This window comes from Helicobacter ailurogastricus (assembly GCF_001282945.1).
GTDB lineage: Bacteria > Campylobacterota > Campylobacteria > Campylobacterales > Helicobacteraceae > Helicobacter > Helicobacter ailurogastricus.
This window is the reverse complement of the sequence record NZ_CDMG01000002.1, coordinates 370,643-395,769: the sequence shown is the minus strand read 5'-3', so window position 1 is coordinate 395,769 and position 25,127 is coordinate 370,643. Positions and strand designations below refer to the sequence as shown.

The 25,127-nt window shown below is 48.3% G+C and carries 19 protein-coding genes; 9 read left to right on the top strand and 10 right to left on the bottom strand.

Features of this window, described 5'->3' with window-relative positions; genetic code table 11:
- Positions 1–29 precede the first annotated feature (29 nt).
- The 3 genes from HAL07_RS02065 to HAL07_RS02050 all read right to left on the bottom strand — a co-directional run bounded on the left by HAL07_RS02065 (position 30) and on the right by HAL07_RS02050 (position 5,972).
- Entirely contained in the window at positions 30–545 is a 516-nt protein-coding gene (locus tag HAL07_RS02065; protein ID WP_231624718.1) for a shikimate kinase, read from the bottom strand.
- The gene (gene eno, locus HAL07_RS02060) at positions 511–1,779 is read right to left on the bottom strand and encodes a phosphopyruvate hydratase (protein WP_053944908.1); all 1,269 of its coding nucleotides are present in this window, start codon (positions 1,777–1,779) and stop codon (positions 511–513) included. Before eno ends, HAL07_RS02065 begins: the two co-directional genes overlap by 35 nt.
- Positions 1,780–4,151: 2,372 nt before the next feature.
- The gene (locus tag HAL07_RS02050; protein ID WP_053941903.1) at positions 4,152–5,972 is read right to left on the bottom strand and encodes a tetratricopeptide repeat protein; all 1,821 of its coding nucleotides are present in this window, start codon (positions 5,970–5,972) and stop codon (positions 4,152–4,154) included.
- 143 nt (positions 5,973–6,115) lie between these two features.
- Between HAL07_RS02050 and flgD the strand changes: the two genes are divergently transcribed.
- From flgD to HAL07_RS02015, 7 genes are all read left to right on the top strand, one after another.
- A complete protein-coding gene (flgD, locus tag HAL07_RS08320) occupies positions 6,116–7,477 on the top strand; it encodes a flagellar hook assembly protein FlgD (protein WP_156295916.1) in 1,362 nt (453 codons plus the stop codon).
- Entirely contained in the window at positions 7,474–9,282 is a 1,809-nt protein-coding gene (locus HAL07_RS02040; protein WP_053941363.1) for a flagellar hook-basal body complex protein, read from the top strand. Before flgD ends, HAL07_RS02040 begins: the two co-directional genes overlap by 4 nt.
- Before the next feature lie 3 nt (positions 9,283–9,285).
- Positions 9,286–10,992, top strand: coding sequence for a GmrSD restriction endonuclease domain-containing protein (locus HAL07_RS02035; protein ID WP_053944906.1), 1,707 nt, complete (start codon positions 9,286–9,288; stop codon positions 10,990–10,992).
- Positions 10,993–12,987 carry an ATP-dependent helicase gene (locus tag HAL07_RS02030; protein WP_053944905.1) on the top strand — a complete coding sequence of 665 codons (1,995 nt, stop codon included), beginning with the start codon at positions 10,993–10,995 and terminating at the stop codon, positions 12,985–12,987.
- A gap of 77 nt (positions 12,988–13,064) precedes the next feature.
- Complete coding sequence (locus HAL07_RS02025) at positions 13,065–13,553, top strand: PAS domain-containing protein (protein ID WP_053944904.1); 489 nt, start codon at positions 13,065–13,067, stop codon at positions 13,551–13,553.
- Between the two features lie 8 nt (positions 13,554–13,561).
- Positions 13,562–14,704 carry a methyl-accepting chemotaxis protein gene (locus tag HAL07_RS02020; protein WP_053944903.1) on the top strand — a complete coding sequence of 381 codons (1,143 nt, stop codon included), beginning with the start codon at positions 13,562–13,564 and terminating at the stop codon, positions 14,702–14,704.
- Between the two features lie 9 nt (positions 14,705–14,713).
- The gene (locus tag HAL07_RS02015; protein ID WP_053944902.1) at positions 14,714–15,415 is read left to right on the top strand and encodes a hypothetical protein; all 702 of its coding nucleotides are present in this window, start codon (positions 14,714–14,716) and stop codon (positions 15,413–15,415) included.
- On the opposite strand, the gene HAL07_RS02010 is transcribed toward HAL07_RS02015, so the two are convergent.
- The 7 genes from HAL07_RS02010 to rsmA are packed head-to-tail and all read right to left on the bottom strand — an operon-like array spanning position 15,412 to position 23,173.
- Positions 15,412–16,272 (bottom strand): glycosyltransferase family 25 protein, encoded by an 861-nt coding sequence (locus HAL07_RS02010; RefSeq protein ID WP_053944901.1) that lies wholly within the window; start codon positions 16,270–16,272, stop codon positions 15,412–15,414. The genes HAL07_RS02015 and HAL07_RS02010 overlap by 4 nt on opposite strands.
- Complete coding sequence (gene glmS / locus HAL07_RS02005) at positions 16,256–18,070, bottom strand: glutamine--fructose-6-phosphate transaminase (isomerizing) (RefSeq protein ID WP_053944900.1); 1,815 nt, start codon at positions 18,068–18,070, stop codon at positions 16,256–16,258. The genes HAL07_RS02010 and glmS overlap by 17 nt, the downstream gene beginning before the upstream one ends.
- Before the next feature lie 9 nt (positions 18,071–18,079).
- Positions 18,080–18,319 carry a DUF2443 family protein gene (locus HAL07_RS02000; RefSeq protein WP_053941632.1) on the bottom strand — a complete coding sequence of 80 codons (240 nt, stop codon included), beginning with the start codon at positions 18,317–18,319 and terminating at the stop codon, positions 18,080–18,082.
- A 1-nt stretch (position 18,320) separates the two neighbouring features.
- Entirely contained in the window at positions 18,321–19,286 is a 966-nt protein-coding gene (locus tag HAL07_RS01995) for a KpsF/GutQ family sugar-phosphate isomerase (RefSeq protein ID WP_053944899.1), read from the bottom strand.
- Positions 19,283–20,308: a peptide-methionine (R)-S-oxide reductase MsrB gene (msrB, locus tag HAL07_RS01990; protein ID WP_156295915.1), complete on the bottom strand. Its 1,026-nt coding sequence runs from the start codon at positions 20,306–20,308 to the stop codon at positions 19,283–19,285. Before msrB ends, HAL07_RS01995 begins: the two co-directional genes overlap by 4 nt.
- Entirely contained in the window at positions 20,308–22,281 is a 1,974-nt protein-coding gene (locus HAL07_RS01985; protein ID WP_053941635.1) for a ribonuclease J, read from the bottom strand. The genes msrB and HAL07_RS01985 overlap by 1 nt, the downstream gene beginning before the upstream one ends.
- Positions 22,262–23,173 carry a 16S rRNA (adenine(1518)-N(6)/adenine(1519)-N(6))-dimethyltransferase RsmA gene (rsmA, locus tag HAL07_RS01980; protein ID WP_053941636.1) on the bottom strand — a complete coding sequence of 304 codons (912 nt, stop codon included), beginning with the start codon at positions 23,171–23,173 and terminating at the stop codon, positions 22,262–22,264. Before rsmA ends, HAL07_RS01985 begins: the two co-directional genes overlap by 20 nt.
- 75 nt (positions 23,174–23,248) lie before the next feature.
- On the opposite strand from rsmA, the gene HAL07_RS01975 reads away from it, so the two are divergent.
- Together HAL07_RS01975 and HAL07_RS01970 are read left to right on the top strand one after the other, a co-directional pair.
- A complete protein-coding gene (locus HAL07_RS01975; protein WP_053941637.1) occupies positions 23,249–23,800 on the top strand; it encodes a phosphorylase family protein in 552 nt (183 codons plus the stop codon).
- Positions 23,790–25,127 (top strand): Na+/H+ antiporter NhaC family protein, encoded by a 1,338-nt coding sequence (locus tag HAL07_RS01970; RefSeq protein WP_053944897.1) that lies wholly within the window; start codon positions 23,790–23,792, stop codon positions 25,125–25,127. Before HAL07_RS01975 ends, HAL07_RS01970 begins: the two co-directional genes overlap by 11 nt.

Below are 25,127 nucleotides of genomic sequence, written 5' to 3'. Positions count from 1 at the left end.
AGCCTACGGACATTAACAAGCCTTGGTTGCTAGGGTTTTTGGGCCAAGAGTGTTACAAGCTGTAATGCTAGCTCTTGGGGCGCACTGCTGGCCTCTAATTTAAAAGTTGCCATCCCCTCATAAAGTGGGGCTCTTTGTTGGTAAAGGGCGTGCAGACTCTCTTTGTCTTTAAAGAGCGGGCGAGGGTTAGAGTCGTTTAAAAGCCGTGCGTAAAGGCCCTCAAAATCTAAATGCAAATAAATTAAAGTGCCTTTTAGGCGCACTTGAAGGGGCAAGCCTCCCCCTGTGGCGATGACTAAGGGGCTTGGCACTTGATTTAAACACGCCACCAAGTCCTTTTCTAAATGCCTAAAATATTTCTCCCCCTTTTCTTTAAAAATCCGCTCGACACTTAAGCCTTCTTGGGTGGCAATTTGTAAATCCGTGTCTAAAAATTTATAGCCCAACGCCTTAGCAAGATGAGCGCCCACGGTGCTTTTGCCACAGCCCATAAACCCAATGAGCCAAATTTTATTTAAAGAGAGTGGGGCCGGCATAGGGGGCATGGCTTGCCATTTCGATTTCTAATAAGCGGTTGTATTTGGCGGTGCGCTCGCCTCTCGTGGGCGCGCCGGTTTTGATCTGTCCCGTATTCATCGCCACGCTAAAATCGGCGATGAAACTATCCTCGCTCTCCCCGCTTCTGTGGCTCATCACACAGGCATAGCCCGATTTTTGCGCCAAGCGCATGGTTTGCATGGTCTGTGTGAGGCTACCGATTTGGTTGGGTTTAATCAAAATGGCGTTGGCTAAATTTTTCTCTATGCCCTCTTTTAGCAACGACTCGTTGGTTACAAACAAATCATCGCCCACCAACTGCACTTTGTCGCCTAGTTTTTGGGTGATCTGGGCCCACCCGCTGTAATCCTCCTCCCCCAACGCGTCCTCAATGGATACAATGGGGTATTTCTCTACAAGGTGGGCGTAATACTCAATGAGCGCGCCCGTCTCCAGCTCCTTATCCTCGCCCGCCAGCACATAATTGCCATTGATGTTTAAAAGCTCACTGCTGGCGATGTCTAAGGCTAGGGCGATTTGTTCCCCGGGTTTGTAGCCCGCTTTTTCAATGGCTTTTAGTATCCACTCTAGCGGCTGGGCGTTGTCCTTAAAATCGGGCGCAAACCCGCCCTCATCGCCCACGCTTGTGGGTTGCTTGGCATCGGCTAGCATCGTCTTTAGGGTGTGGTAAACCTCCACACTTGCCCTTAGCGCCTCTTTAAAACTTGTAAAGCCTAGGGGCATGATCATATACTCTTGGAAGTCTAGGCGGTTGTTGGCGTGCACCCCGCCATTGATGATGTTAAGCATCGGGGCGGGCAAGACATTGGCGTTGAGTCCGCCTAGATAGGCATAAAGGGGCAGGTTTAAAGAGTGCGCCGCCGCGCGCGCCAGAGCCATAGACACGCCCAGCACGGCATTAGCCCCTAAGTGGCTGTAATTGGGTGTGGCGTCTAAACTTTGTAAGAGTTGGTCGATCTTGGCTTGGTTGTAAGGGTCTTGCCCGATCAAGGCTTCTTGAATCGCCCCATTGACAAAACCACACGCCTTTGTTACCCCCTTGCCTAAGAAACGCCCCGGCTCTTTATCGCGCAACTCTAGGGCTTCTTTTTTGCCCGTGCTTGCGCCGCTTGGCACGATGGCGTGCCCTAAAACCCCCCCACTTAAAGCCACTTGCGCCTTGAGCGTGGGGTTGCCCCGACTATCCAGCACCTCATAAGCTTTCACCGATTCGATTTGCATGGTTTTCCTTGTCTTAAATCTTGCATTTGAAAACAAACATGTTAGCAGAATATGGGAAGTTTTGCGAAGGGGGGTAGGTTTCTAGCCGTAGAAAGTGCCGATATAGCAAAATCTCTCTCATAGAAAGGCGGTGATGGACAATGGCAAAGACAAATGGCGGTAAAAAAATCGTGCGTGTGTCCCCCTACACAAAAAAAGACGGGACTCAAGTTAAAGGGCATGGACGCTCCACGCCCAATAAATAGGCTTTAAAAAGCCGCCCACTACACACTACACTTAGGGAGAGCCCCCACCTTTGGGCGTATCCCCCCTTTATCCCCCATTTCTACCCCCACCTTTTAAGGCTAGGATTGTGGGGGATTGCCCCCATTTTTGGCTTTGGGGGGTTTAGACGCTCAAACAAAGATTAGCCCCATTTGTGGGGGCGTTGGGGGTTTGCCCCACAGTTACAGCTTAAATATTCCCTGACCCATAGACATGAAATTCAACGCTCCCCTCAGCCGTTACCTTTTTTGACCGAGCGTCATCGTAGTAAGGTATGGCAAACGCTCTAAATTTAGCATGGACAAAGTTGAAAAGATTATCCACATAAAAGAGATTTGCCCATTTACTCCTTTCAAATCTTGCATTTGAGCGGTTTGTAGCACGGGCAATGTCATAGATTTTGCCCTCGGCTAACTCTAGCAAGGGTTGATAACGCTCAATGTTGCCTAAACCGATACGCTTATTAATCGCCCTCGCCCAACTTAAATTTTCTAGCAAGGTTAAAAGCACTTGGTAGTGCCTACAATGCAAGGCGACAAACTCTTGAATTTGGATACACTCCATGAGCCTATCCATAAATTCTATGGATTGTTCGACCGCTAGCTCAAAGCTGTCTAAATTATCCAAACCCTCATAAGGCAGATTGTCCGTTGAAGGGCGTAAGCTCCTAGCACACTCGCCACTGCCTAACTTTGCCCCCTGTTTAAGGTAGGCGTTGCGTTGCTCATCTCTTTCCTCTGCCGTATATCGACTACCCATCATATTTGCATAGACAAAGTCAGCTAAATAGCTATACCCGTCTGCATAGCCCAAATCAATGGCTTTTTGAAAAAGGGGCATGCTCTCTTGGTTGTCAAAGCCCGCAACTTCTTTGGCTATCTCGCCTAAAAGTGCGTAAGCCTCCGCATCGCCTTTTTCCGCTTGCACTTTTAAAAGCCTAATGGCTTGTCTGTAATATTCTTTGGCTCTGTCGCTATCCTTGTATTGAAACATTTGCCCTAGCGCAAAATACCCCCGCCCCTCGCCTAAGCCCACCGCTTTTTCAAACAACTCTTTGGCTTTTTCTTGGCAATTTGTGAGCGTTTTGTCTTTAAAAACTTGACAATGTTGAAAAATTTTTAAATAATCCTCACTCTCTAGGTCATCTTTTAAAGGGTTTAAGGTATTGAGCACCTCCTGCCCACTAAATGCCTCCCCACTCCCATACTCCACAACCTGCACATCTCCATTTTCCATATACACCTTACCCAGCTCCACCAAAGCTTGCACGGAGCCTAGTTCTATGGCTTTTTCAAAACAACGCATGGCGACATTGTCATCGGGGTATAACACAATCCCCTCATACGCCATTTTACCCAGCTCTAGCCAAGCCCCAGCACTGCCCGTATCTTTGGCTTGCATGTAATCTTTAAAGGCTTGTAAGGTGTTCGCCCCATATTGCCATAGGGGTTTGACTTCAGGGGCATTTGTGTTTTGGGCTGTTTGTGTGCTTTTGGCTGTTTGTGTGGCTTGTGGGGGGTTAGTGTTTTGGCTTGTATTGGTGTTTGCCCCTTGTAATAAATCTGTGTGGCTCTCTTGCAAGGCAGTTAACAAGACTTCTAAATCCTCTAGGGATTTGGCGAGGTTGTTAGCTTGCTCTAAAGCTTGGGGGCTTGCTGTGGCAGAGTTTAGGGCATTTAACGCCGCGTTTGTTTTCACTTTGCATTTTTTAAATTGTGCTAAAGCGTTTTCTAATTCTGTGTCGTCCTCTGTGCTTTGGTTGTAGACATTTTCTAAAGCTTTACTAAAACTGGCGAGTGCGTCTAAAAGCTGATGAAATTTTGTGCTTAAATCCTCTAGCTCTTCTTTAAAGGGGGTTAAATCACCCCCCCNNGTGGCTTTTAACTCTTGGCTTAGATGATTGTATGCTTGTTGCATGCTTGTCCTTTGTGCTGAAAATAAATAGGGAGTGTAGCAGAGGGGGGGAAACAAAGTATTAATATCCAAATGCAAAATCTCAAGCCAAAGTTGGGGATAAGACAGGGGAGAATAAGGCTTAAAGGGCATTGCCACAAAGATAACCCACTTGGGAGCTGGGCTTGGGAGGTGGGGCTTGGAATTTGGTTGCCTTACTTTGAGTGTTTTTCTTGCACGCACCCATCGGGCGTGATTTCATAGTTGCTCTTGGCAGGTATTTTAAACGCGCGTAAGCTGTATTCGCCCAAAATGTCAATGCCGCTTGCTTTGGCTAAATCCCAATCCAGTTCGTGGCGGTGGCGGGCAAGATGGCTGGCTCTGCGTTTATACTCATTGTGCGCGTCTAAAAGCTTTTTATAACGCTCCACATTTTCTAAGTCCAAACGCTCAATGATCTTTTTTGCACTGCGCGAATACATTAAGAGCACGGGGAGTGCTTTATGGTGCCGACACTTGAGGGCCACAAACTCCAAAAGTTTAATGCACTGGGCTAGGCGATCCACAAACACCATCGCTTGCTCGACTAGCATTGGGTAGTTGCTTAAATCCCTCTTGTGCGCATGGGGCAAATTGACATTGGACGCATGCATGGCCACCTCTTTTAGCCGACACGCACACTTCCCACTGCCCAGCTCCATCCCCTGTTGCAAGTAAGCGATGCACCGATCGACCTTGTCCTTTTCAACGCCCACCCCATCAACCCATTCAAAATCAAAATTTGCCATAGAGTAAAATGCATCGGCATAGCCCAAATCGCGGGCTTTTTCAAAGAGTTGCATGACCGCTTGGTATCCTTGATCCTCTCTGCTTTTCGTTTCACCCTCTGCTTCCTCTTGACAGACGAACGCCAGCGCCTCCCCACACAGGGCATAAGCCTCCCCATCGCCTTTTTCAGCCTGCGCTCTTAAAAGGGGGATCGCCTGCTTGCAACACTCCATCGCCTTTTGCTTGCCCTCTTTACGCGTTTTACCCAAGCGCTTATAATCACGCAGGTACAGTTTCCACAGCTCTAAAAACCCCTTGCCCTCCCCCACTTCTGTGGCTCTTTCAAAAAGCTCTCTGGCCTTGTGGCAGCTGTTCTCGACCGATAGGGTTTTGTCCTTAAACACTTTGCAATGCTCTAAAATGGCGTAATGATCATGAATGCCGAAAAGTTTAAACGAATCGTTCAACTCTTTCCCGCTGATGGCCTTCCCACTTTCGTGCTCTAACACCCAAATCCCACGATAATTTGCTTTGGCAATCTTGCCCAGCTCCACCAAGGCCTCCACAGAGCACAACTCCACGGCTTTTGAAAAGCAACGGATCGCCACATTGTGATCCGGGTAAAGCACAACCCCCTCCATGGCCATTTTACCTAGCTCCAGCCACGCCTGCGCGTTGCCCAAGTCTTTAGCTTTCATATAGTCTTTAAAGGCCTGCAAAGTGTTTGCGCCGTATTGCCATAGGGGCTTGACCTCGGGGGCGTTTATGTTTTTGGCGGTTTGGGCTGCTCGCTGGCAAGGACGCAACGCGTCCGCATTGCTTGCCTCGGTGTCTTGGTCTGTGCCTGCACATGTAACCTGCAGTAATAAAGAGGCGTGCTTCTCTTCAACGGCATTAAGCAGGCTTTCTAAATCCTCTAAGGATTGAGACAATCTATGGGTGTTTTCGATTGCCTGTGTGCCCTCAGTAGCACGCTCTAGGGCGTTTAGGTGGATGTTTGCTCTCACTTTCACTCTTTTAAAATTCACGAGGGCTTTTTCTAGCTCTGTGTCGTTCTCTTCGCTTTTCTCATAGACATCTTCTAGGGCGATGTTAAAATTACCCAGCGTGTTTAAGAGTTTGTAAAACTTGCTTTTGATGGTCTCTAATTCCTCTTTAATGGGGGTTAAATCCTCCACCTTAATGTCCTCCAGCACCAGTAAAAAGTGCTTATGGGTGCGCTTGGTGGCTTTTAACTCTTGACTAAGATCTTTGTATGCTTGTTGCATCTTTGATCCTTTGTAGTGAGATGGCAGGAAAGCGTAGCAAAAAAGGAGCAAAAAGACAATGACAAGACCCTTGGATATTCCCCAAGCTTTAGGGTTTCTAGTGTATAATGGGGGATAAAATCCTTAAAGCTTGGGAGGATGGTATGCCCATTGATTTAGCCGAAGTTACGGGGCAAAAAGCCGCGATGGAGAAAAAAAAGCATGAGCCTAAAATTGCCAATGGCTTAGACAAAGACGCGTTTATGAAACTCTTTTTAGAGCAGCTCAAAAACCAAGACCCCACCGCCCCGATGGAAACGGATAAGATCATCAGCCAAACCGCCCAGCTCTCGCAAGTAGAAATGCAAGAGGAGAACAAAAAGGCGATGAAGGAGGTCGCCGATGCGATGCAATCCACACGCGACACCAATAAATCCTTAAAAGACTTTCAGGGCAAGCTCAAAGAAACTTTAGACCATTTGGATCAAGGCGTGGATAACACCCTAAAGAGCAATTTAGCGATGACGCAAGCGAGCGGTCTAAACAGCGTTTCGATGATTGGCAAGATCGCTGAAACCGATGTCAAGGGCATTAATGTTACCAAGGGCAAGGTGGAGTTTTCGCTTTACTTTGATGAGCCCATTAGAAACAGCGAGGGCAACACGGGGGTGCAGATTTTTAACAAGGATAAGCAATTGGTCCGCACCCTTTCGCTTAAGGGCAAAGAGGGGCAGGGGGGATATGTGTCTTTTGAGTGGGATGGATTAAACGATCAGGGCAAGCCCGTGGCTCCGGGCACTTACGAGGTCTTTGCCGAGTACAATTTAGACCCCAAGAGCAATAAATACCTACACACCCGCATTGGACGTGGCGAGGTGCAAAGCGTGCTGTTTGACAAGGGCAAACCGATGTTGCGCATGGGCGAAATGGTCTTGCCGATGGATAGCGCGCTCGAGTTTTACGACAAAAACACCACCCGCCAAGAGAAAGAGCAAAGAGAAAACGCTGCGCACTTTGTCCCCCAAAATCCCCCCAAACCCCAAGCCCCCACACAGGCGACCAAGACCAAACCCGCAAGTCTAGCCAGCGTGCCAGATTTAGCCAAAGGCCAAGGTCGGGCTAACCTCGCCGCCCAAGCGCACCCACATAGCCCCACGCCCCACGCCCCAAGCACAGCCCAAGCGCAAATGCCTAAGCCCATAGATGCATTAAAACGCCCCCAAAGTGCCCCTGCCCCGCACCCAAGCCAAACAGCCCCAAGCGCAACACAGCACGTCCAAAACCCAGCACAGCACGCCCCAAGCACAGCGCAACACGCTGTGTTCCCAAACCCTCACCACACAAATGGACTCAATGCGTCTAGCCACACAAGCGCCCAAGCGCACAACACGGCTTTAAACACGCCCAAGCGTGCAGAGCCCAACCCCACGCACCCACATAGCCCAAGCACAGCGCAAACGCACCGCCCAAATCCCCTAGAGCGGGCGAGTATGCACGCTAACCCCACTTCTAAGAGTTTTGCATGAACGACACCTTACTCAACGCCTACTCAGGCATCAAGACCCACCAATTTGGCATAGACAGCCTCTCAAACAACATCGCCAACATCAACACCGTGGGCTATCGAGAGAACATCCCCGAATTTAAATCCCTTTTCTCCGCGCATTTAGACACTTTGGGGGCAACCAATGTTACGGCAGACGATCGCAATTTTGGCGTTACCAAGGGGAGCAACTCCATTTCCGACAAAGATGGCGAATATATGCCTAGCGACAGCGAGTTTAACATGGCCTATCAGGGGAGCGGGTGGTTTATTGTCGGCCCGAACAAAAACGGGAGCATGGAGATCAATAAAGACGGCTACAAGCAGGCACAAGAGAACTTTTTCACGAGGGATGGCAATTTTTTAAGGGATGCGGATGGCTACATTGTCAATACGCATGGCTACTATCTTTATGGGGTGGATTTGCATAAAATCAAAAACGGGGTTTTGGTGGCAGGCAACCCCGATGAAGAAGCCAAGATGCTAAAGAGCGGCAAGCTGAGTACTTTATACTTGCCCCGGGATGTGCAATACCAGCCCGTACTCACCACTAAAGTGGATATGAGCATCAACCTCAATGCCAAAAACCATGTGCGCCCCGCTGAAGAATATTTTTTAGACAAAGATGGCGAGATCATCAACGATCGGTTTTTAAACCAAGACGCAAACGCTTTAGCCAATGACGACAACGAGGCTTTGGATTTGGCTATGCACCGCAATCTAGAGATCATGATGGTCAAGGGCAACATCGCGCAAGACATCACCTTTAAATACGGCACGGGCGGGCCTGAGAAAAACGAGTTCCACACTTTGGGCGATTTAAAAAATCTCTTAAAAACGAAAGCCAACTTGGATTTAACCATCGCTAAGAGCAAACCCGACCAAGTCAAATCTCCTTTACTCTTACAGATTAAAAACCCCACGGACCCCGAAGCCACACTCTTTATTGGCGGGCCTATGGCGGACAAATTGGGTTGGACGGCCAGCGGGATGATCCTTAAAAAAGGTGAAACGCGCGATTCTGTGGGGATCAGAATCCCCTTTTATAGCACCACCGCCGAGATTTACGACAAGGGCGGGGATAAATACCTGCTTAAGAGCGATTTTTTTATGACAAACTCCAAAGACCCAATGGCAAATCCGCCCACGACAGAAAAATGGGATGTGGAGAGCTCCATTTTGGAAATGCGCTCTAAATTACCCATCACCCCGCAGAGCGTGCGCCAAACGATCACTTTTGATAAAGACGGCAAAATGCAGGCCAAGCCCGTTACTTTAAACTTTAAGGGCAACCCCTTGACTTACAACCTTGCCAAGAGCGAGGACTACCAATCCAGCGATGTGCCTTATGAAGACTCTAAGATTTATCAAATCTCGCAAGATGGCAAGCCCAAGGGGCTGTTGCAAAACATGCGCATAGACGATGACGGGGTGATTCGCTTGGCCTTTAGCAATGGAGCGATTGAAACGATGGGGCGGGTGGGGATCGCCGCTTTCACCAACGATCAGGGCCTACGCAAAGTGGGGAGCAATCTTTTTGACATCAGCAACGCTACCAGGGATGGGCGCACCGCCCCTTTAAGCGGTAATCCCATTTTGGGCTGGGATCGCGATGATGGCAAATTAAAATTTGGCAAGCTCATGCACAAATATTTAGAAACGAGCAATGTCAATGCGGGGCGCTCCTTGACGAATTTAATTTTAATGCAGCGGGGCTACTCTATGAACGCTAAAGCCTTCACTACGGGCGATGATTTGGTGAAAGAAGCGATCAATCTCAAGAAGTAGGGCATGTCGTTTTGCAATTACGATGAAAAAGGGTTTTTGCAACTGGTGCAGTTTTTACAGCAGGGGGAGTACCAAATCCCGCGCTTCCAGCGCGATTTTGTGTGGAGCAAGGATCAGGTCGCCAAGTTTATAGACAGCCTTGTGAGGGGTTTTCCTACGGGCAGTTTTGTGGTGTGGCGGACCAAAGAACGGCTACAAACTAACCGCCGCATAGGCAAGGTGTATATAAGAGAGCCCAAAACAGACGAATGCATCCACTATGTGCTGGATGGGCAACAGCGCATGACCGCTCTTTTTGTGGTGTATCAGGGCTTGCAAATCGAGAGGAAACGCAAAAAAGACCATTACCAAGAGAAGAACACCAAAAAGGACGGCTTGCAAGACAAGCTCCAAAAAATAGACAATTACCAAGACATCATGCTAAGGCTAGAAGCCGATGAGGACAAAGATTTTTGCTTTGTGCGTGATCTTAAGGCCGAAACGGGCGCATTGGCGGTGAGCGTGTATGACCTCATCACCCAGAGCATTTTAGAGGTGCAAGAAAAATACAATTTAAGTCTTAAAGAGGCAAAACGCTTTGACGAGTTTAAAAAGAGGATTGAGAATTACCGCTTCCCCATTGTGTCTATTGACAACGCCCCGCTTGAAAAGATTGTAGAGATCTTTGCGCGAATCAACACGGGCGGGACAAAGCTAACCCCCTTTGAGGTCATGTGCGCCAAGTTTTACAGCCCCGCTAAAACCGACTCTAGCCAAAGCGTTATTTTAAAACCGAGATTTGATTTGCAAGAGCGCTTTGAAAATCTCACAGACGAGCTGGGGCGCTTAGATTACGCCTTTAACCAGCCCATGGTTGTGTTGCAACTCATTTCGCATTTATTACACAAAGATGCACCCAATTTAAAAGCAAGGATTTCAATCCCCACAATTTTAAAGCTGGAACCCGAAAAGGTGCAAGAACAATGGGACTTCATCGCCCCTTGCTTTACCCACGCTGCCCACCTTCTCAAACACGATTTAAAAATCCCCTCTTTTGACTTTTTGCCCTCTGTGGGTTCGTTCATGCTGATGGCGTATTTTTACGCCCTAAGTGGGCATAAAAGCCCGAATGCCCGCCAAATTGCTGATCTTAGACGACTCTTTTTTAGGGGGGCGTTTTTTGCCAACAATATAGGGGGCGACACTTTATTAAAGCAACTGGCTTTGGTTGAGTGCATTTATACAGAAAAACCCATTGACTTTAAAAAGGAACTCCCTTTTTATAGCATCACCAAAGAGTTTTTAACCGAAGAGAAGATCAACATTAAAAGCGGGTTGCATCGGGGGATTTTATGCGTTTTGGCAAGCCTTGGGCCCTGCGATTTTGACAACAATGGCAGAGTGGTTTTAGACAATCTCTTTTTACAAAACGCGCACAAGCGCAATTTGCACCATTTTTTCCCCAAAAACCACCTGAAGCACACCGCCCCCGCGCTCAATCCCGATGCGATCGCCAACATCACCTTTTTAAGCGCAAGGCTCAATCAAGAAATTAAGGACAAATCCCCCGCCTTGTATGTCCCCAAATTTCAAGCCAAAAACCCTAACTTAGAAAAAACTTTACAAGGGCATCTGATCGACATAAAGAGCCCCCAAGTGTTAGAAAACTACCAAGATTTCTTAGAACTGCGTGCGGCGATGATCTTAGACAAAATCAAAGAGTTGGCCTAAGTGGGCTTAAACCCCGAGCAACTGCAAGCCAGCCAAGCCCCCCTAGGGGCAAATCTCGTCATCGCCTCGGCGGGCACGGGCAAGACCTCTACGATCGTGGGACGGATTTTACACTTGCTTAAAACGGGCGTTGATCCTAGAAAAATTTTATTGCTCACTTTCACCAACAAAGCCAGCCAAGAGATGAAAGCCCGCTTGGCCCAACACACCAAAGAGGCGGTTTATATTGAGGCCGGCACTTTCCACGCCATCGCCTACCGCCATTTAAAAACCCTCGATCCCACCTTGTGCTTGAAGCAACCTAAAGAAATGCAAACTTTGTTAAAAAGCATTTTAGAGCAAGATCACCGCATGAAAGAAGACAGCTTTTATGGGGCGAGTCATTTATACGACCTGCACTCTTACTACATCAACGCCCAGAGCAAAGAGAGTTTTGCGGATTGGCTTTTAGAGCGCAACGCCAAGCAAATCGATCACATTGAGCGTTACGAATGCGCCTTAGAGCTCTTTAGCCAGCTTAAAAGAGAGCAAAATTACCTAGATTACAACGACTTATTGTTGCGCTACAAGGACACAATGGCAAGCAATCCGCCTGCCTTCATTGAGGTGCTGTGCGATGAATACCAAGACACAAACCCCCTGCAAGATGCCGTGCTAGACGCACTGCGCCCCCAAAGTCTATTTTGTGTGGGCGATTACGACCAAAGCATTTACGCCTTCAATGGGGCAGACATCTCCATCATCAGTAACTTTGCCCTCAAGTACAAACAAGCGCAGGTCTTCACCTTGCAAAAAAACTACCGCTCCAGTCGGGCGATTTTAGAGCTGGCAAATAAAGTCATCGCGCACAACCCCCGCATTTACCCCAAACAATTAGAGGTGGTGAAAACAAGCAACCCCTCCACCCCGACCTTATTGCAATACAACGAGCTTTTTGAGCAGTATAAGGGCATTGCCCAAAACATTGCCAAGCGGGGGGGGTTTGAGGATGTGGCGATTCTTTTTCGAAACAACTCCAGCGCTGAAGGGTGTGAGGCGGCCTTGCGCGCGCTTGGCGTGCCCTCAAGGCGCAGGGGAGGCGTGGGGTTTTTTGACACCAAAGAAATCAAACTTCTCTTAGATGTGTGCGCCTTTTTGAGCTACTCTAAGGACATGATGGCGGCCATGCAGGTTTTAAGCTACGGCAGCGGCATTGGCAACGCTTTAGCCAAAGACCTTTATTTGGCCTTGCAAATTCTAGGCGATGGGCACAGCTTGCAAGGCTTGTTAAAGCCCAATAACAAAAACCCCTACCCCCAAGTTAAACGCCCCCAAATGGGCTTGTTTGAAACCCTAATCCCCGTGCAAACCCCGACTTACAGCGTGAGCGATGATTTTAAAGCCCACCCCCTTTTAACCCACCCCAAGCTCACCCAAGCCAGCGCCGCCTTTTTAGACCAGCTTTACGCCCTATGTAAAACGCAAACCCCAAGACTGCCCGCCCAAAGCCTAGCTCACATTGCCAAATCCACTTGGTTTCAGCAAATCAGCCAAGGCCTAGCCAAAGAGCGGGCGAAGAACAAAGATGGAGGGCTAGATCAAGAGCATTACACCCAAGCTTTGGAGAAAATCAAGCAAAGAGTGGATCTATTGATCCGCCTAGCGCTGAATTATAAAAATTTGCGCGATTTTTTGCACGCGGTCGTGCTCGGCTCTAAAGAAATGGCGAGCGGAAGCGGGGTTAATCTTTTAAGTGTGCATGCCAGCAAGGGGCTAGAGTTTGGCACGGTGTATGCGATCGATCTTATGGAGGGGCGCTTTCCTAACACCAAGCTAGCCAAACAAAGCGGGAGCTTAGAGGAAGAGCGGCGTTTATTTTATGTCGCCGTAACTAGGGCTAAGGATCACTTGTATTTGTCCTACGCCAAAGAGGATAAAATGAAAAAAGCCACCTATAAACCTTCGCGGTTTTTAATGGAGGGGGGGCTGTTAAACTGCGAATCGCCCACCCGCTAAAGACGGATGGGTTTCTTGTTTAAAGATCATTAATTTTGCTACAATGTGGGGTCGTAATTTCGTTTCTGGAGAGTTGCATGGAAAAGTTTGTAGATCCGGATTACTTTTTGGTTTCCAAAACAAACACCAAGGGGGTGATCACCTATGTGAATAAACCCTTTTGCGACATTGTCGCCTGCTCTGAAAAAGATGTCCTACATAAGCCGCACAACATTATCCGCCACCCTGACATGCCCCGCATTATATTCAAACTCTTGTGGGACACTATCCCCAAACAGCAAGAAATACTCGCTTATGTCAAAAACAAAACTTTTGATGGGCATTTTTATTGGGTTTTTGCCACCGCTACGGCCTCCATTGATGAACAACACAACACCATCGGCTATTATTCTGTGCGGCGCGCTCCTAATAAAAAAGCCTTAAAAATCATCATCCCCCTTTATGCCCGCTTGCTTGAAGCTGAGAAAGGAGGGGGGATGGATGCGAGCAGACGGCTATTAGAGGAAATGTTGGCAGAACAAAATTGCAGTTACGACCGGTGGGTCAATCAACTCCAACGCCTATAAGGATGCACATGCTTAAATGGTTTAGCACGAGCCCCGACACTTCCCTAGCCAAGATTAAGGAATTTGCCACCCAAGTTAGAAGCGGCTGTTTAGAATGCCGCATCACAGAAATTGACGAGCAAAGCCCTTATAGCTCTATCATGCACGATTTAAACGACTTCTTGGATCAAGTCGAATCGGTGTTTAGGGAGATGGACGCATGTGTGCAGGCGGCTAAGGAGGGCAAGGATTATCGAAATGTCTTTGAAGAGGGTTATCGAGGGGTTTTTAAACAATACGCCGCGCACGCCAAGTCCCATGTCGATGGGATTTTAAAGGCACATAACAGCGAAATTGTGTTCCGCTTGGCCGAGATGGGCGGGGGGGCTAAGGGCATTTTGGAAGTGCTTCAAGAATTGTCTAATCGGGTTAAACAATGTGTGGAAAATAAAGAATTGGCCCAAAACATTGAGGGAAACTCTTTAAAAAGCCAAGACAAAATGCGTGAAATCCGCACTGATTTAGACAATTTTAATGTCAGTTGCACAGACACCAACGCTGTGATGGAGGGGCTTAAAAACAATATGGATTTTGTTATGCAGGTGACAGATGTCATTAGCGACATCGCCGAGCAGACGAACATGCTCTCGCTCAATGCGGCCATCGAGGCGGCTAGAAGTGGAGAGCACGGGCGGGGCTTTGCCGTGGTCGCTGATGAAATCCGCAAATTAGCCGAAAGGGTGGCTAAGGAGGTGAGCAACATTAAGAGCAGTCTTGGTGGGTTTGAACAAGAGATCAATAAATTGGCCACCTCCTTTTTGGAAGTTACCCGTTTAAGCACAGACATCAGCGCGCATTTTGAGCAGTTTTTTAAGGCGCTAGAGACATTCGTAGCCGATAGTCATAAAAGCGCGGATAATAACCAAGGACTTGAAACAAGCCTAATCCATGTCATGCGCCACATCGAGTGGATTGTGCTAAAAATGCACGTGTATCGCAGCGTTTTGACGAACAAGACAGACAAGATTCCCCTAGACAAAGTCCCTAACCAAAATTTGGCCCTTGTACAAGACATCATCGAGCATGTCAAAGACCATTATAGTCCAAACGAAGTGGAGCAGATGACCGGACGGCTTAAAAATTTAGATGAAATCCAAATCTCCCAAGAGTAAAGGAAAGACATGAAATATATCAAAAGTGCATGTGTGGCGGTGGTGTTTTTAGGGGTTTTTATAGGAGGCTTGAGCTTTGAGCGTTTTGTTTTAGGCAAACACACACAAGCGCAAGAGACGAGCGTTGCTTTGCAAATCAAAAGTACACAATCTTTAGCCCCCAAAGCCTATGGTGCGCATTTTATCTTTGAGGGCAGCCAAGGGCTTTTAAAGAGCCCATCTTTAAGCCCCGAGCAGGAAAAGACCATTAAAGAGAGTTTTAAAGAGATCAACGACCTAGCTCAAGAGGATCATTTATGCCAACAAGCCATTTACAACTTGCGCCCCCGTTACACCTTTGGGCCTAAACAAGAGCTTAGTGGGTACAGCCTTCAGGGCGCGATGGATTGCAAAATCCCCGCAGACAAACTTAAGGCTTACAACACCCTCAAAGATAAGATCTCTCAGATTGCGCTAAAAAGCGGGCTGATTCTGCCAAGTACTCCCGCCCTTTATCCCCAAATTAAAGAGATCGATTGGAGCACTTTGCGCCAAGACCTGATTAAAAAAGCCCAAGAACAAACGAATTGGATGGGCAAGCAACTAAAGAAACAATGCTACATCCAACACCTAGATTTTTACCCGGGCTCTACGCCCACGCGCCTTAAAGCACAACAGGCACCCGCCAGCCAAGATTTTGTCCTCATTGCCCGTTTAAAGATTGGTTGTTAGGCCTTGCGATCTAAAAACGACAAGAGCAGGTGTTGTATAAAAAGCTTGCATTTAAGCGTGTAATTGCAGGCGCGTAAGAGGTAGGATAGGGCTTTGAGTTTGCCCTTAAAATAATCCGCGCTGGCGTGCGGCACTTGCGAGGCGAGCTCATCGACAAAGAGCGCAGGGGTTTTTAAAGTTAAGCAAGAAGCTTTATGGGTGTAATAAGCGTCTATATAGACATCTACGGGCAGCACCCATTGCGCCGGGCAATTTTCTAAGAGTTTTTGCGCCCCAAGCGGGCTTAAGATATAGCCCTGTGTCCCCATACCCCCTATGGGACTAAAGAGGCGATCGAAGTGGTGCCCCATGGACTTTTTAAGGCGGTGGCGTTTGAAGTAAAGGGCAAAGAGGCGCACCATTTGGGTTTTGTTGCCATACAAGCTCTCTAACCCCAAAGCACATTTTTCAAAGAAATCAAAAGTGGGGAGGACATCGTCTTCTAGCACAATGATGGGCTTTTGCAATTTCATACACTCTTGCCACAGCAAATAGTGGCTGGCAAAACACCCGAGTTGCCCGAAACTTTGGAAATTCACCCGAATTTTTAGGGCAAGGCGCATCAAATCTAGGGTTTCTTTAACATCGGGCAAGTGGGGGCTAAAGTCGTTGAATACGGGGTGGGTGTGGGTGTAGGTGATGCCCTTAGCTAAAAAATCCTTATGCCCATGCACCGCCCTAAAGACCTCCACACTAAAGTTTTTATGTGGGGTTTTTTCTAAAAGATAATTTAAATGCCACAGCAAAGGGGCAATGTCCCTAGCACAATTTTCTAGGTGGATGATGTAAATGGGAATTGTTTCACTCAACCGTAACACTCTTGGCTAAATTGCGGGGTTTATCCACATCTAGTCCCTTTAGTTGCGCCATCTCTAGGGCAAAAAGTTGCAACAGCACGAGCATATAAAAAAACTCGTTCATGTAATGCGGGTAGGGAGGGGTTTTTAAATAAAAAGTGGCGGGCGCGACCTTAAGCGGGCTTAAAGCAAAGATCAAGGAATCTCGAGCACTCAGCTCTTCTACATTGCTTAAATTCTTGGCAAAAAGCAAATTCTTTGGGAGTAAAGTCGTGCTTAAAAGGGTGTTGTCTGCCAAAGCGATGGGTCCGTGCTTCATCTCTGCGCTCGCATAACCTTGCGCATGCACATAGGCGATTTCTTTAAGCTTTAAGGCTCCCTCGAGCACAAGCGGATAAAACACTCCCCGCCCCATGAAAAAATACCCCTTTAAATCCCGTTTAGTGATTTCTTTGCTCAGATTTTTTATTTGTGTGTGTGCTTTTAAGGCCTCTTGCATGGATTCTAGGCTTGAGTTTAGGGCCTGTAAATGGGCCTCCTGCTCCTCTTTGCTTAAGGTGTGGCGCAAGCTGGCCAATTGCAAGGCCAAAAGCCAAAGCACTAAAACTTGGCTGGCAAAGGCTTTTGTGGAGGCGACTGAGCGCTCTAACCCCGCATGCGTCAAAAGCATGGCATCGACTAGCGCGCCCATGCTCGAGCTTTGGGTGTTGCAAATGCCTAAAGTCTTTAAACCTAAAGCTTTGGCAAGTTTTAGAGCCTCCAAAGTGTCCGCACTCTCGCCGCTTTGCGAGATGGCGACAAACAACTCGCCTTGTTGGGTGGCTGGGTGAGCGTAGCGGTATTCGCTGGCTAGCTCCACTTGCACCTTTAGCCCGGCTAAACTCTCGATCAAATATTTGCCCACGAGCCCAGCGTGATAACTCGTCCCGCACGCACAAATGCTAAGACAGCCCACGCCCTCCAAAAACCCCTCGGGCAACTCTAAAGCAACGCCCTTAGGGCTTAAACGCCCCAACAAAGTTAAAACCTTGCCCTGCTCGTAAATTTCCTTTTCCATGAAGGTTTTAAAGCCCTCTTTATCCCCTTGCTGGCTGTCGGTGGGGACTTCGTCTAATTTGCCTAGTTTTTCTAAGTTTAAGGGCTTGTTAGCCTCTAACACGCCAATTGCCCCATCGGCTAGGCGCACCATGTGGCTAGCTTTACCCACTAATGCGCTGGGCGCGCTGGCTAAATAAATCCCGCTTTCTCCCTGTGCGATGAGCAATGGGGAGCGTTCTTTGGCGTAAAAAATGCAGGTGGGCAATTTAGCGCAAATGAGTAAAATCGCATACGCCCCCTCTAATTTGGCAATGGTGCTTTTAAAGGCATTTAAGGCGGTTTGGATGCTAACGCTTGGCTCTTGGCTTAGTGCGTCCTCAAACAAATGGGCGATGACCTCACTATCTGTTTGGCTTGAGAACACATGCCCCTTTTTTTGTAGCTGGGCTTTTAAAAGGGCGAAGTTTTCAATGATGCCATTATGCACCACAGCACTTGAGCGGTAAGCATGCGGGTGGGCGTTAGCCTCTGTGGGTTTGCCATGCGTTGCCCAACGGGTGTGCGCGATGCCCACACCTAACCCGCTGGATTCAAAATCGCGCGCCTTTTCTTGCAAGGCCTGCACCTTGCCGCTCACCTTAAAAAGGTGCAAATGAGAGTCGTTAGTCTTTAGCACAGCCAGCCCCGCGCTGTCATACCCCCGATATTCCAATTCCTCTAGGCCATGGATTAAAATTTCTTTTTTCTCATCAAGCCCCAAATAGCCCACAATGCCACACATAAAATTCCTTTAAAAAACTAACATTTCTCTTTTGTATTTGTTTAGGGCGTTGATGGCCTCTTTTAATTCCTCGACCCTTTCGCTGATCTGCGTGTAAAACGCCATGTCCAAAGTGGGCGGGATGTCTAAACTCCCCCGCTTCATTAAAATAAAATCGCTCAAGCTCAAGTGGGCGATTCTTAACAACAATTCCACTTCCTCTTTGGCGTTCTCAATGTCCTTAATGATGAGTTCTAAGCGTTCAAACATGCTAGCCCCCTAAGCCCAAACTTAACAAGGTGTGTAAATGCAAGACCCCTAAAACCTTATTTTGGGTGTCGCACACCACCAAGAGCGAAATTTGGGTTTGCTCTATGAGTTCTAACGCCTCCACCACGAGCATGTCTAAGTCTGTCGTGGTTTTGGGTTGCAAAGTGGCGTAATTTTTGGCAGGGGCGTTTAAATCAAAGTTTTCAGGCTGCAAAAGCGCGCGCCGAATGTCCCCATCGCTTAAAACTCCCAGCAAATGCCCCTTTTTATCCACCAAAAGCGCATTGCCTAGTCCCTTAGCAGTCGCCTCTAGCAACGCTTCGTGCAAACAACAATTGGCATCCACTAAGGGTAAATTTGTAGTGCGGTAAATGTCTTTCACTCTTAGGTGCATTTTTTTACCAAGTAACCCCCCCGGATGGCTCTTAGCAAACTCCTCTTTGCTAAAATTCTTGTATGCCATGAGGCACACCGCCAAAATGTCGCCTAAAGCCAAACTTAGAGTAGTGGAGGTGGTGGGGACTAAATTAAACCCGCAAGCCTCTTTGCTAATTTTCAATTCTAAATGGTGGGTTGCGCTCTTAGCTAAAGAGCTGTTTTTGTGCTTACTCATCGCCACCACCCCGGCGCACTCAATGTAGCGCAGGGCTTCCAACAGCTCTACACTCTCCCCGCCATAACTGATAGCCAAGATGACATCTTGGCTACCTACAATTCCCATATCCCCATGCATCGCCTCTGTGGGGTGTAAAAAGACCGCCCTAGTGCCCGTGCTGGTGAGTGTGGCTGCGATCTTGCGCCCAATGTGTGCGCTCTTGCCCACCCCCATCACCACGACTAAGGGGGCGTTGCCCAACAACTCCACAATGGGTTTTAGGGTGTCTTGCGTTAAATTTTCTTTAGCGTGTGCCAATGCTTCAATGGCTAAATCTAGGCTCTGCGTGGCGAGGCGGGTGTAATCGATCACCTATGCACCTCTTTTTTAAGAAGGGCTTTTTTAAGCATGGGGATGAGCGCGCCATAGCCCTCTTTTTCCATGTCCTCTAGGGGGATAAACTTTAGTGCTGCGCTGTTGATGCAATAGCGCAGTCCCCCCAGCTCGGCCGGTCCATCCTCAAAGACATGCCCTAAGTGGGCTTTGCCTACGCGGCTTTTCACCTCTGTGCGGATCATGTTGTGGCTTGTGTCCTTAGCGTAGCCCACAACTTCTTTTTCAATGGGCTTGCTAAAGGCAGGCCAGCCACAACCGCTATCAAACTTATCGGTGGAGAGAAACAAGGGCTCGCCGGTCGTGATGTCCACATAAATGCCCGGCTTGTCTAATTTATCGTACGCGTTGTCAAAGGGGCGTTCGGTGTGGCTCTCTTGAGTAACCTTATATTGTAGGTCAGTGAGTTTCTTTTTCAACTCCTCTTGACTGGGTTTGTGGTAGTCGTTGGGGTCGATGATGGCCTCATCGGCTTTTTTTAAGTCAATGTGGCAATAACCCCCGGGGTTTTTCTTTAAATAGTCTTGGTGGTAATCCTCCGCCACGACAAAATTTTTTAGCGGTTCTAGCTCAATGCGGATTTTTTCTTTGTAGCGGCTTTGCAAATGCGCTAGGGCTTTGGCGATGATGGGTTCATCGGCTTTGTCGGTGTAGTAAATGCCCGTGCGGTATTGCCGCCCCCTGTCGTTGCCCTGCTGGTTTAAACTCGTGGGATCGACCACTTTAAAGTAGTAGAGCAAGAGTCTATCTAGGCTGATTTTAGACGGGTCGAAATCCACCTTCACTGTTTCGGCGTGGTCGGTGTTGTGCAGTTCGTGATAGTTGGTGTGCTCGCTCTTGCCATTAGCATAGCCCACGATTGCGTCTTTCACCCCATAAATACGCTCCATGTACGCCTCTAACCCCCAAAAGCACCCCCCCGCTAAGTAAATCGTATGCATCTTAACCTCCGCTGCACCCAAAACCCCCGCCAACATGAAGCCCAAAACCCACGCTCTCATCAGCTCACAAACACATGGCTTACAATCGCCGGGTATTTCTTGGTGTGTTTGAATAGAGCTTTCCTTAAGAAGTTGCGGACATTTTCATCTAGGTGTTTGTGGTTGCCCAACACATCTTGGCGCAAGGCCTTGATGTATAGACTCAAAGAGCCATGCAATTCGCTTAAAAACGCCCTCTCCTCTTGCATATTCACAATGCCAAGACTGGTGAGCTTGGAGCTTGGCATTAAATCCTGTCCCTCTTTGGAGATAAAGAGCACCGCGCTTAAAAGCCCTGCACTGGCGATTTCTTGGCGTTCTTGCACGATTTTTTCCTCAATGCTGGTGTTGTTCGTGTTATCCACATAGCTTTTGCCGCTCTTAATGCTCTTGGTCTTGCGCATGAAGTTTGGATTCACCTCCACTTGGTCGCCATCCTCCATTAGGTAAATGTTCTTTTCAGGGATGCCACACGACATGGCGGTTTCTTTATGCCGCGCGACATGGTTATACTCGCCATGCACGGGTAAAAAGAATTTGGGCTTGATGAGGCGCAACATGAGTTTTTGTTCCTCTTGGGCGGCGTGCCCGCTCACATGCACATCAAAGGCGTGGTGCACGACCTGCGCGTCTTTTTTCATCAACAAGTTTAAAATGCTCGACACGCTCGCTTCATTGCCCGGGATCGCCTTAGCCGAGATGATGATGAGGTCGCTAGGCTTAATGCTGATGTGGCGGTGCTCGTCTGTGGCCATGCGATAAAGCGCACTCATGGTTTCGCCCTGCGAGCCGGTCGTCACAATAAACACCTCATGGTCGGGGTGCTTTTCCACCTCGTGCGCCTCAATGAAAGTTTTAGAGGGCAGATGGATGTAGCCTAGCTCTCTGGCGATGTCTAAGTTTTTCTCCATAGAGCGCCCGATCACAGCGACTTTGCGGTTGTGGTTTAAAGCGTGCTGGATCGCTTGGTACACGCGGTGGATATTTGAAGAGAAGGTGCTCATGATCACCCTCCCCTTGGCGTTTTTAAAGAGATTTTCAAACACAGGCCCCACGCTGCTTTCACTGGGCGTAATGCCCGGTTTATAAGAGTTCGTGCTATCGCTAAGTAGCAGCATCACTCCCTGCTCGCCATAGTGCGCGAGGCGGTAAAGGTCTGTGGGGATGTTATCTACGGGGGTGTGATCGATCTTAAAATCTCCCGTGTGGATGATGGTCCCCACTTTGGTTTGGATCGCCAGCGCGCTCGCGTCAATGATGGAGTGCGTGATGTGAATCCACTCCACGACAAACTCCCCAATTTGGATCGGTTGGCGTTTTTGCACGATTTTAAAGTAGCTCTTAAACTTTTTTAAGCCGTGTTCATCAAATTTATTGCCAATCATCCCAAGGCTTAAAGGCGTGCCATAAAGGGGGAATTGCAACTCTTTAAAGAGGTAGGGCACTGCCCCGATGTGGTCCTCGTGGGCGTGGGTGATTAAAATGCCCACGATTTTATCCTTAATGCTGTGTAGGTAGCTAAAATCGGGGATCAAAATATCCACGCCGTGCATGTCCTCGCTAGGAAAGCTCATCCCAACATCGATGATGATGGCTTGATTTAAGGTTTCAATCACCATCATATTTCCCCCAATCTCGCCCAAACCGCCAAGGGGGGTGATTTTCACCCGCGCCTTGACATTGAGGTCTAATTTGTAATGGGGGTTTAAATGGTTGATGTGGATTTTATGGTTGGCCTCCACTCCCTGCTTTAATTCTTTGTGAAAGCCCAAATTGCCCCGCTCGTTGGCCTTTGTGATGTTTTTCACCCCGCTTTGCTCTTGCATGTGGGGGTTATTGTTGTTAAACGCCCCCCTCCCTTGCTTAATGCGGTTGTTGAAGCGGCTTTTATGGGGCTTTTTGTTGTTCTGCTGGGGGGTTGCGTTCTCGCCCGCTGGGTTTTGCGGTTCTTGGTTGTTGTCTTGTGGGTTGTCCTTAAAGGGATTGTTGTCCATGTGTTGTCCTGTTTAGTTTTTTGTGGAGAAAGTGCGCCAAACTAGCGTAGTGGGTAAAAGCCACTTGGTGGGGCCTTAAAGAAAGCTCTAGCCCGTTTTGTGTAAAAAACTCTTGGATATGCGTTGCCTTGTAGGTTTTCTTAAGGTTGTTGTATAGGGTTTTTCTATTCGCCTGAAAACAAACTTTAAGCACGCTCTCAAAAGACGCAAGCGGCAGGCTACAAATTGCGCCTAGATCACTTAAGGGGGCTTTAAGCAAGCGCATCACGGCAGATCGCACCTTTGGGGGAGGGTTAAAAGCTTGGGGAGGGACTTCAAAAAGCAAAGTACGCTCGGGGCACACACCCGCGCACAAAACACTCAAAGCCCCATAATCGCTGTCTTGCTCTGTGGCGCAAAATTTCACAGCCACTTCCTTTTGCACCATCACCACCATCCCCACACAAAGGGCATCTCTAAGGCATCTAGTGAGAATGGGCGTGGCGATGTAGTAGGGCAAATTAGAAACCAAAAAATAAGGCCTGGGGTGTAAAAAAGCGTCTTTGCAAACCCTAAGCCCCACAAACCCCGCAGGGGCTTGTACGCGTATCTCTTTTGGCTCTCCATCTTGCACCCCTTTGCGTTGCATCACATCGCCCACGACCAGCTCTAAACGCGCCGATAAAGACCCCAAAACCGGCTTTAACCTCTGGGCTAAACGGGCATCCACCTCGTAGGCTAACAAACTTTTGGGCGGCTCTAGCCTGCTAAGCAGTCGGCTTGTCAAATCTCCCAAGCCAACCCCTATTTCCACCATCTGCACCGCATCGGCAAAGTGGGCATGGGGGATGGATTGCAAGATCTGCTCCAAGTAGTGCGGGTCGTGCAAAAAATGCTGCCCCAAAAGTGCCATAATTCCACTTTAAAAAATTTCAGCTATTTTAGCATGGGCTAGCTTAAGTACTAGACTTTACGCGAAGGGGTGTTGATGTTTGTGTGTGCGGGTAACACGGAAAGCTTTGTTTGCGCCAAAAGTGTTGGCGTGGGCTTGGTGCAAAGTGCTTTAAATCTAAGCCGTCTGTGCTTGCTTGAAAAGCCTAGCACAATCATTTTTATCGGCACGGCGGGCAGCTACGATTTTTCTACCCCGCTTTTAAGCCTTTATGTGAGTACACAGGCCATGCAAATTGAGGAGAGTTTTACGCTGGCCCATAGCTACACCCCCCTAGATAATTGCCTGCAAGCGCAAGGGCCAAAAACCCTAGACTTGCCACCAGCCATTGTCAATAGCAGCAATTACATACACACGGATTTAGACTTTTCTAGACGCATGGTGCAAGCGGGCATCCACTTAGAGAACATGGAATTTTTTAGTGTACTGAGCGTGGCTCAGTATTACCAAATCCCTAGTTTTGGGGTGTTTTGTGTTACAAACTACACAAACGCACACGCACACAAGGACTTTTTAGCCAGCCATGGGCAAGCAAAAGCGCGTTTAGAAACTTTTATAAACCAACTTAAGGATGAGAATGTCAGATAAGCTAGAGAACAACCCGAGTTTGCACGCCTTGATCCCCTTTGGGGTGTTTATCGGGGTCTATTTAGGCACGGGGTTTTATTTAGAACTTAGGGGGGTGAAAATGGGCTTTTACCAACTGCCCGGACCCGTGTGCGCTGCTATAGGGGTGGCTGCTGCCTTTGCGTTTTTTAAAGGGAGTCTAGAGCAAAAGTTTAACGACTTTTTGAGTGGCTGTGGGGATAAAAATATCATGACCATGTGCGTGATTTACCTACTTGCCGGGGCGTTTGCGGTGGTGAGTAAGGCGATGGGTGGGGTGGATGCCACCGTGAATTTGGGGCTCACCTATATACCCGCGCAATACCTAGCCGCCGGGATTTTTGCCATGTCCGCCTTCATTTCTTTAGCAATCGGCACGAGCGTGGGGGCGATTGTGGCCTTAGGCCCCATTGCGGTGGGGTTAGCTAAAGAAGGGCATTTGTCTTTGGCTCTAGTCTTAGCCGCGCTTATGGGAGGGGCGATGTTTGGGGACAATTTGTCTATCATCTCAGACACCACGATTGCCAGCACCCGCACGCAAGATGTCAATATGCAAGACAAATTTAAAATCAATCTCTACATTGCCCTGCCCGCGAGCCTTTTGACTTTAATCTTGCTGTTAATTTGGGGGCAACCCACACACCCCACACCCGTGCAAGCCCACAGCTACGAGCTCATTAAAACCTTGCCCTATATTTTTGTGTTGGTTTTAGCCCTCTTGGGGGTCAATGTCTTTTTGGTACTTTTTAGTGGGATTGCGCTCTCAGGGGGAATCGGGCTTTTTAGCGGGCATTGGACTTGGCTAGCTTTGGGGCAAGAAGTTTATAAGGGCTTTTCGAGCATGCAAGAGATTTTTTTACTCTCGCTGCTTACGGGTGGGCTTGCCTACATGGTGGATAAAGAGGGGGGAGTGGCGTGGATCATCTCTAAGATTGAGGGCTGCATTAAGGGTGCAAAGAGTGCAAAAGTGGGCATCGCCGCGTTGGTGAGCTTGGTGGATTTAGCGGTGGCAAACAACACGGTGGCGATTGTCATTGTGGGCGAAATCAGCAAGAAAATCAGCCTAAAATTTGAGGTAGATAGACGGGAAAGTGCGGTGATTCTAGACATTTTTTCGTGCATTTTTCAAGGGCTGATCCCTTATGGGGCGCAGATGTTGATCCTGCTTAGTTTTGCTAAGGAAGAGGTGGGGTTTTTAGAAGTTTTGGGGTTTTTATGGTATCAAGGGCTCTTAGGGCTTTTCACGCTTGTTTATGTCTTTTGGGGAGGGTATAGCCGCGCAGTTTTAAAAAGACTGCACGGCAAGTAG

Coding starts and splice junctions, on each gene's coding strand:
- HAL07_RS01970 (WP_053944897.1), top strand. CDS start 23,790: ATGTCAGATAAGCTAGAGAACAACCCGAGTTTGCACGCCTTGATCCCC.
- HAL07_RS02015 (WP_053944902.1), top strand. CDS start 14,714: ATGAAATATATCAAAAGTGCATGTGTGGCGGTGGTGTTTTTAGGGGTT.
- HAL07_RS02025 (WP_053944904.1), top strand. CDS start 13,065: ATGGAAAAGTTTGTAGATCCGGATTACTTTTTGGTTTCCAAAACAAAC.
- HAL07_RS02040 (WP_053941363.1), top strand. CDS start 7,474: ATGAACGACACCTTACTCAACGCCTACTCAGGCATCAAGACCCACCAA.
- HAL07_RS02000 (WP_053941632.1), bottom strand. CDS start 18,319: ATGTTTGAACGCTTAGAACTCATCATTAAGGACATTGAGAACGCCAAA.
- HAL07_RS01975 (WP_053941637.1), top strand. CDS start 23,249: ATGTTTGTGTGTGCGGGTAACACGGAAAGCTTTGTTTGCGCCAAAAGT.
- rsmA (WP_053941636.1), bottom strand. CDS start 23,173: ATGGCACTTTTGGGGCAGCATTTTTTGCACGACCCGCACTACTTGGAG.
- msrB (WP_156295915.1), bottom strand. CDS start 20,308: ATGAGAGCGTGGGTTTTGGGCTTCATGTTGGCGGGGGTTTTGGGTGCA.
- flgD (WP_156295916.1), top strand. CDS start 6,116: ATGCCCATTGATTTAGCCGAAGTTACGGGGCAAAAAGCCGCGATGGAG.
- HAL07_RS01985 (WP_053941635.1), bottom strand. CDS start 22,281: ATGGACAACAATCCCTTTAAGGACAACCCACAAGACAACAACCAAGAA.
- HAL07_RS02050 (WP_053941903.1), bottom strand. CDS start 5,972: ATGCAACAAGCATACAAAGATCTTAGTCAAGAGTTAAAAGCCACCAAG.
- HAL07_RS02020 (WP_053944903.1), top strand. CDS start 13,562: ATGCTTAAATGGTTTAGCACGAGCCCCGACACTTCCCTAGCCAAGATT.
- eno (WP_053944908.1), bottom strand. CDS start 1,779: ATGCAAATCGAATCGGTGAAAGCTTATGAGGTGCTGGATAGTCGGGGC.
- HAL07_RS02065 (WP_231624718.1), bottom strand. CDS start 545: ATGCCCCCTATGCCGGCCCCACTCTCTTTAAATAAAATTTGGCTCATT.
- HAL07_RS02035 (WP_053944906.1), top strand. CDS start 9,286: ATGTCGTTTTGCAATTACGATGAAAAAGGGTTTTTGCAACTGGTGCAG.
- glmS (WP_053944900.1), bottom strand. CDS start 18,070: ATGTGTGGCATTGTGGGCTATTTGGGGCTTGATGAGAAAAAAGAAATT.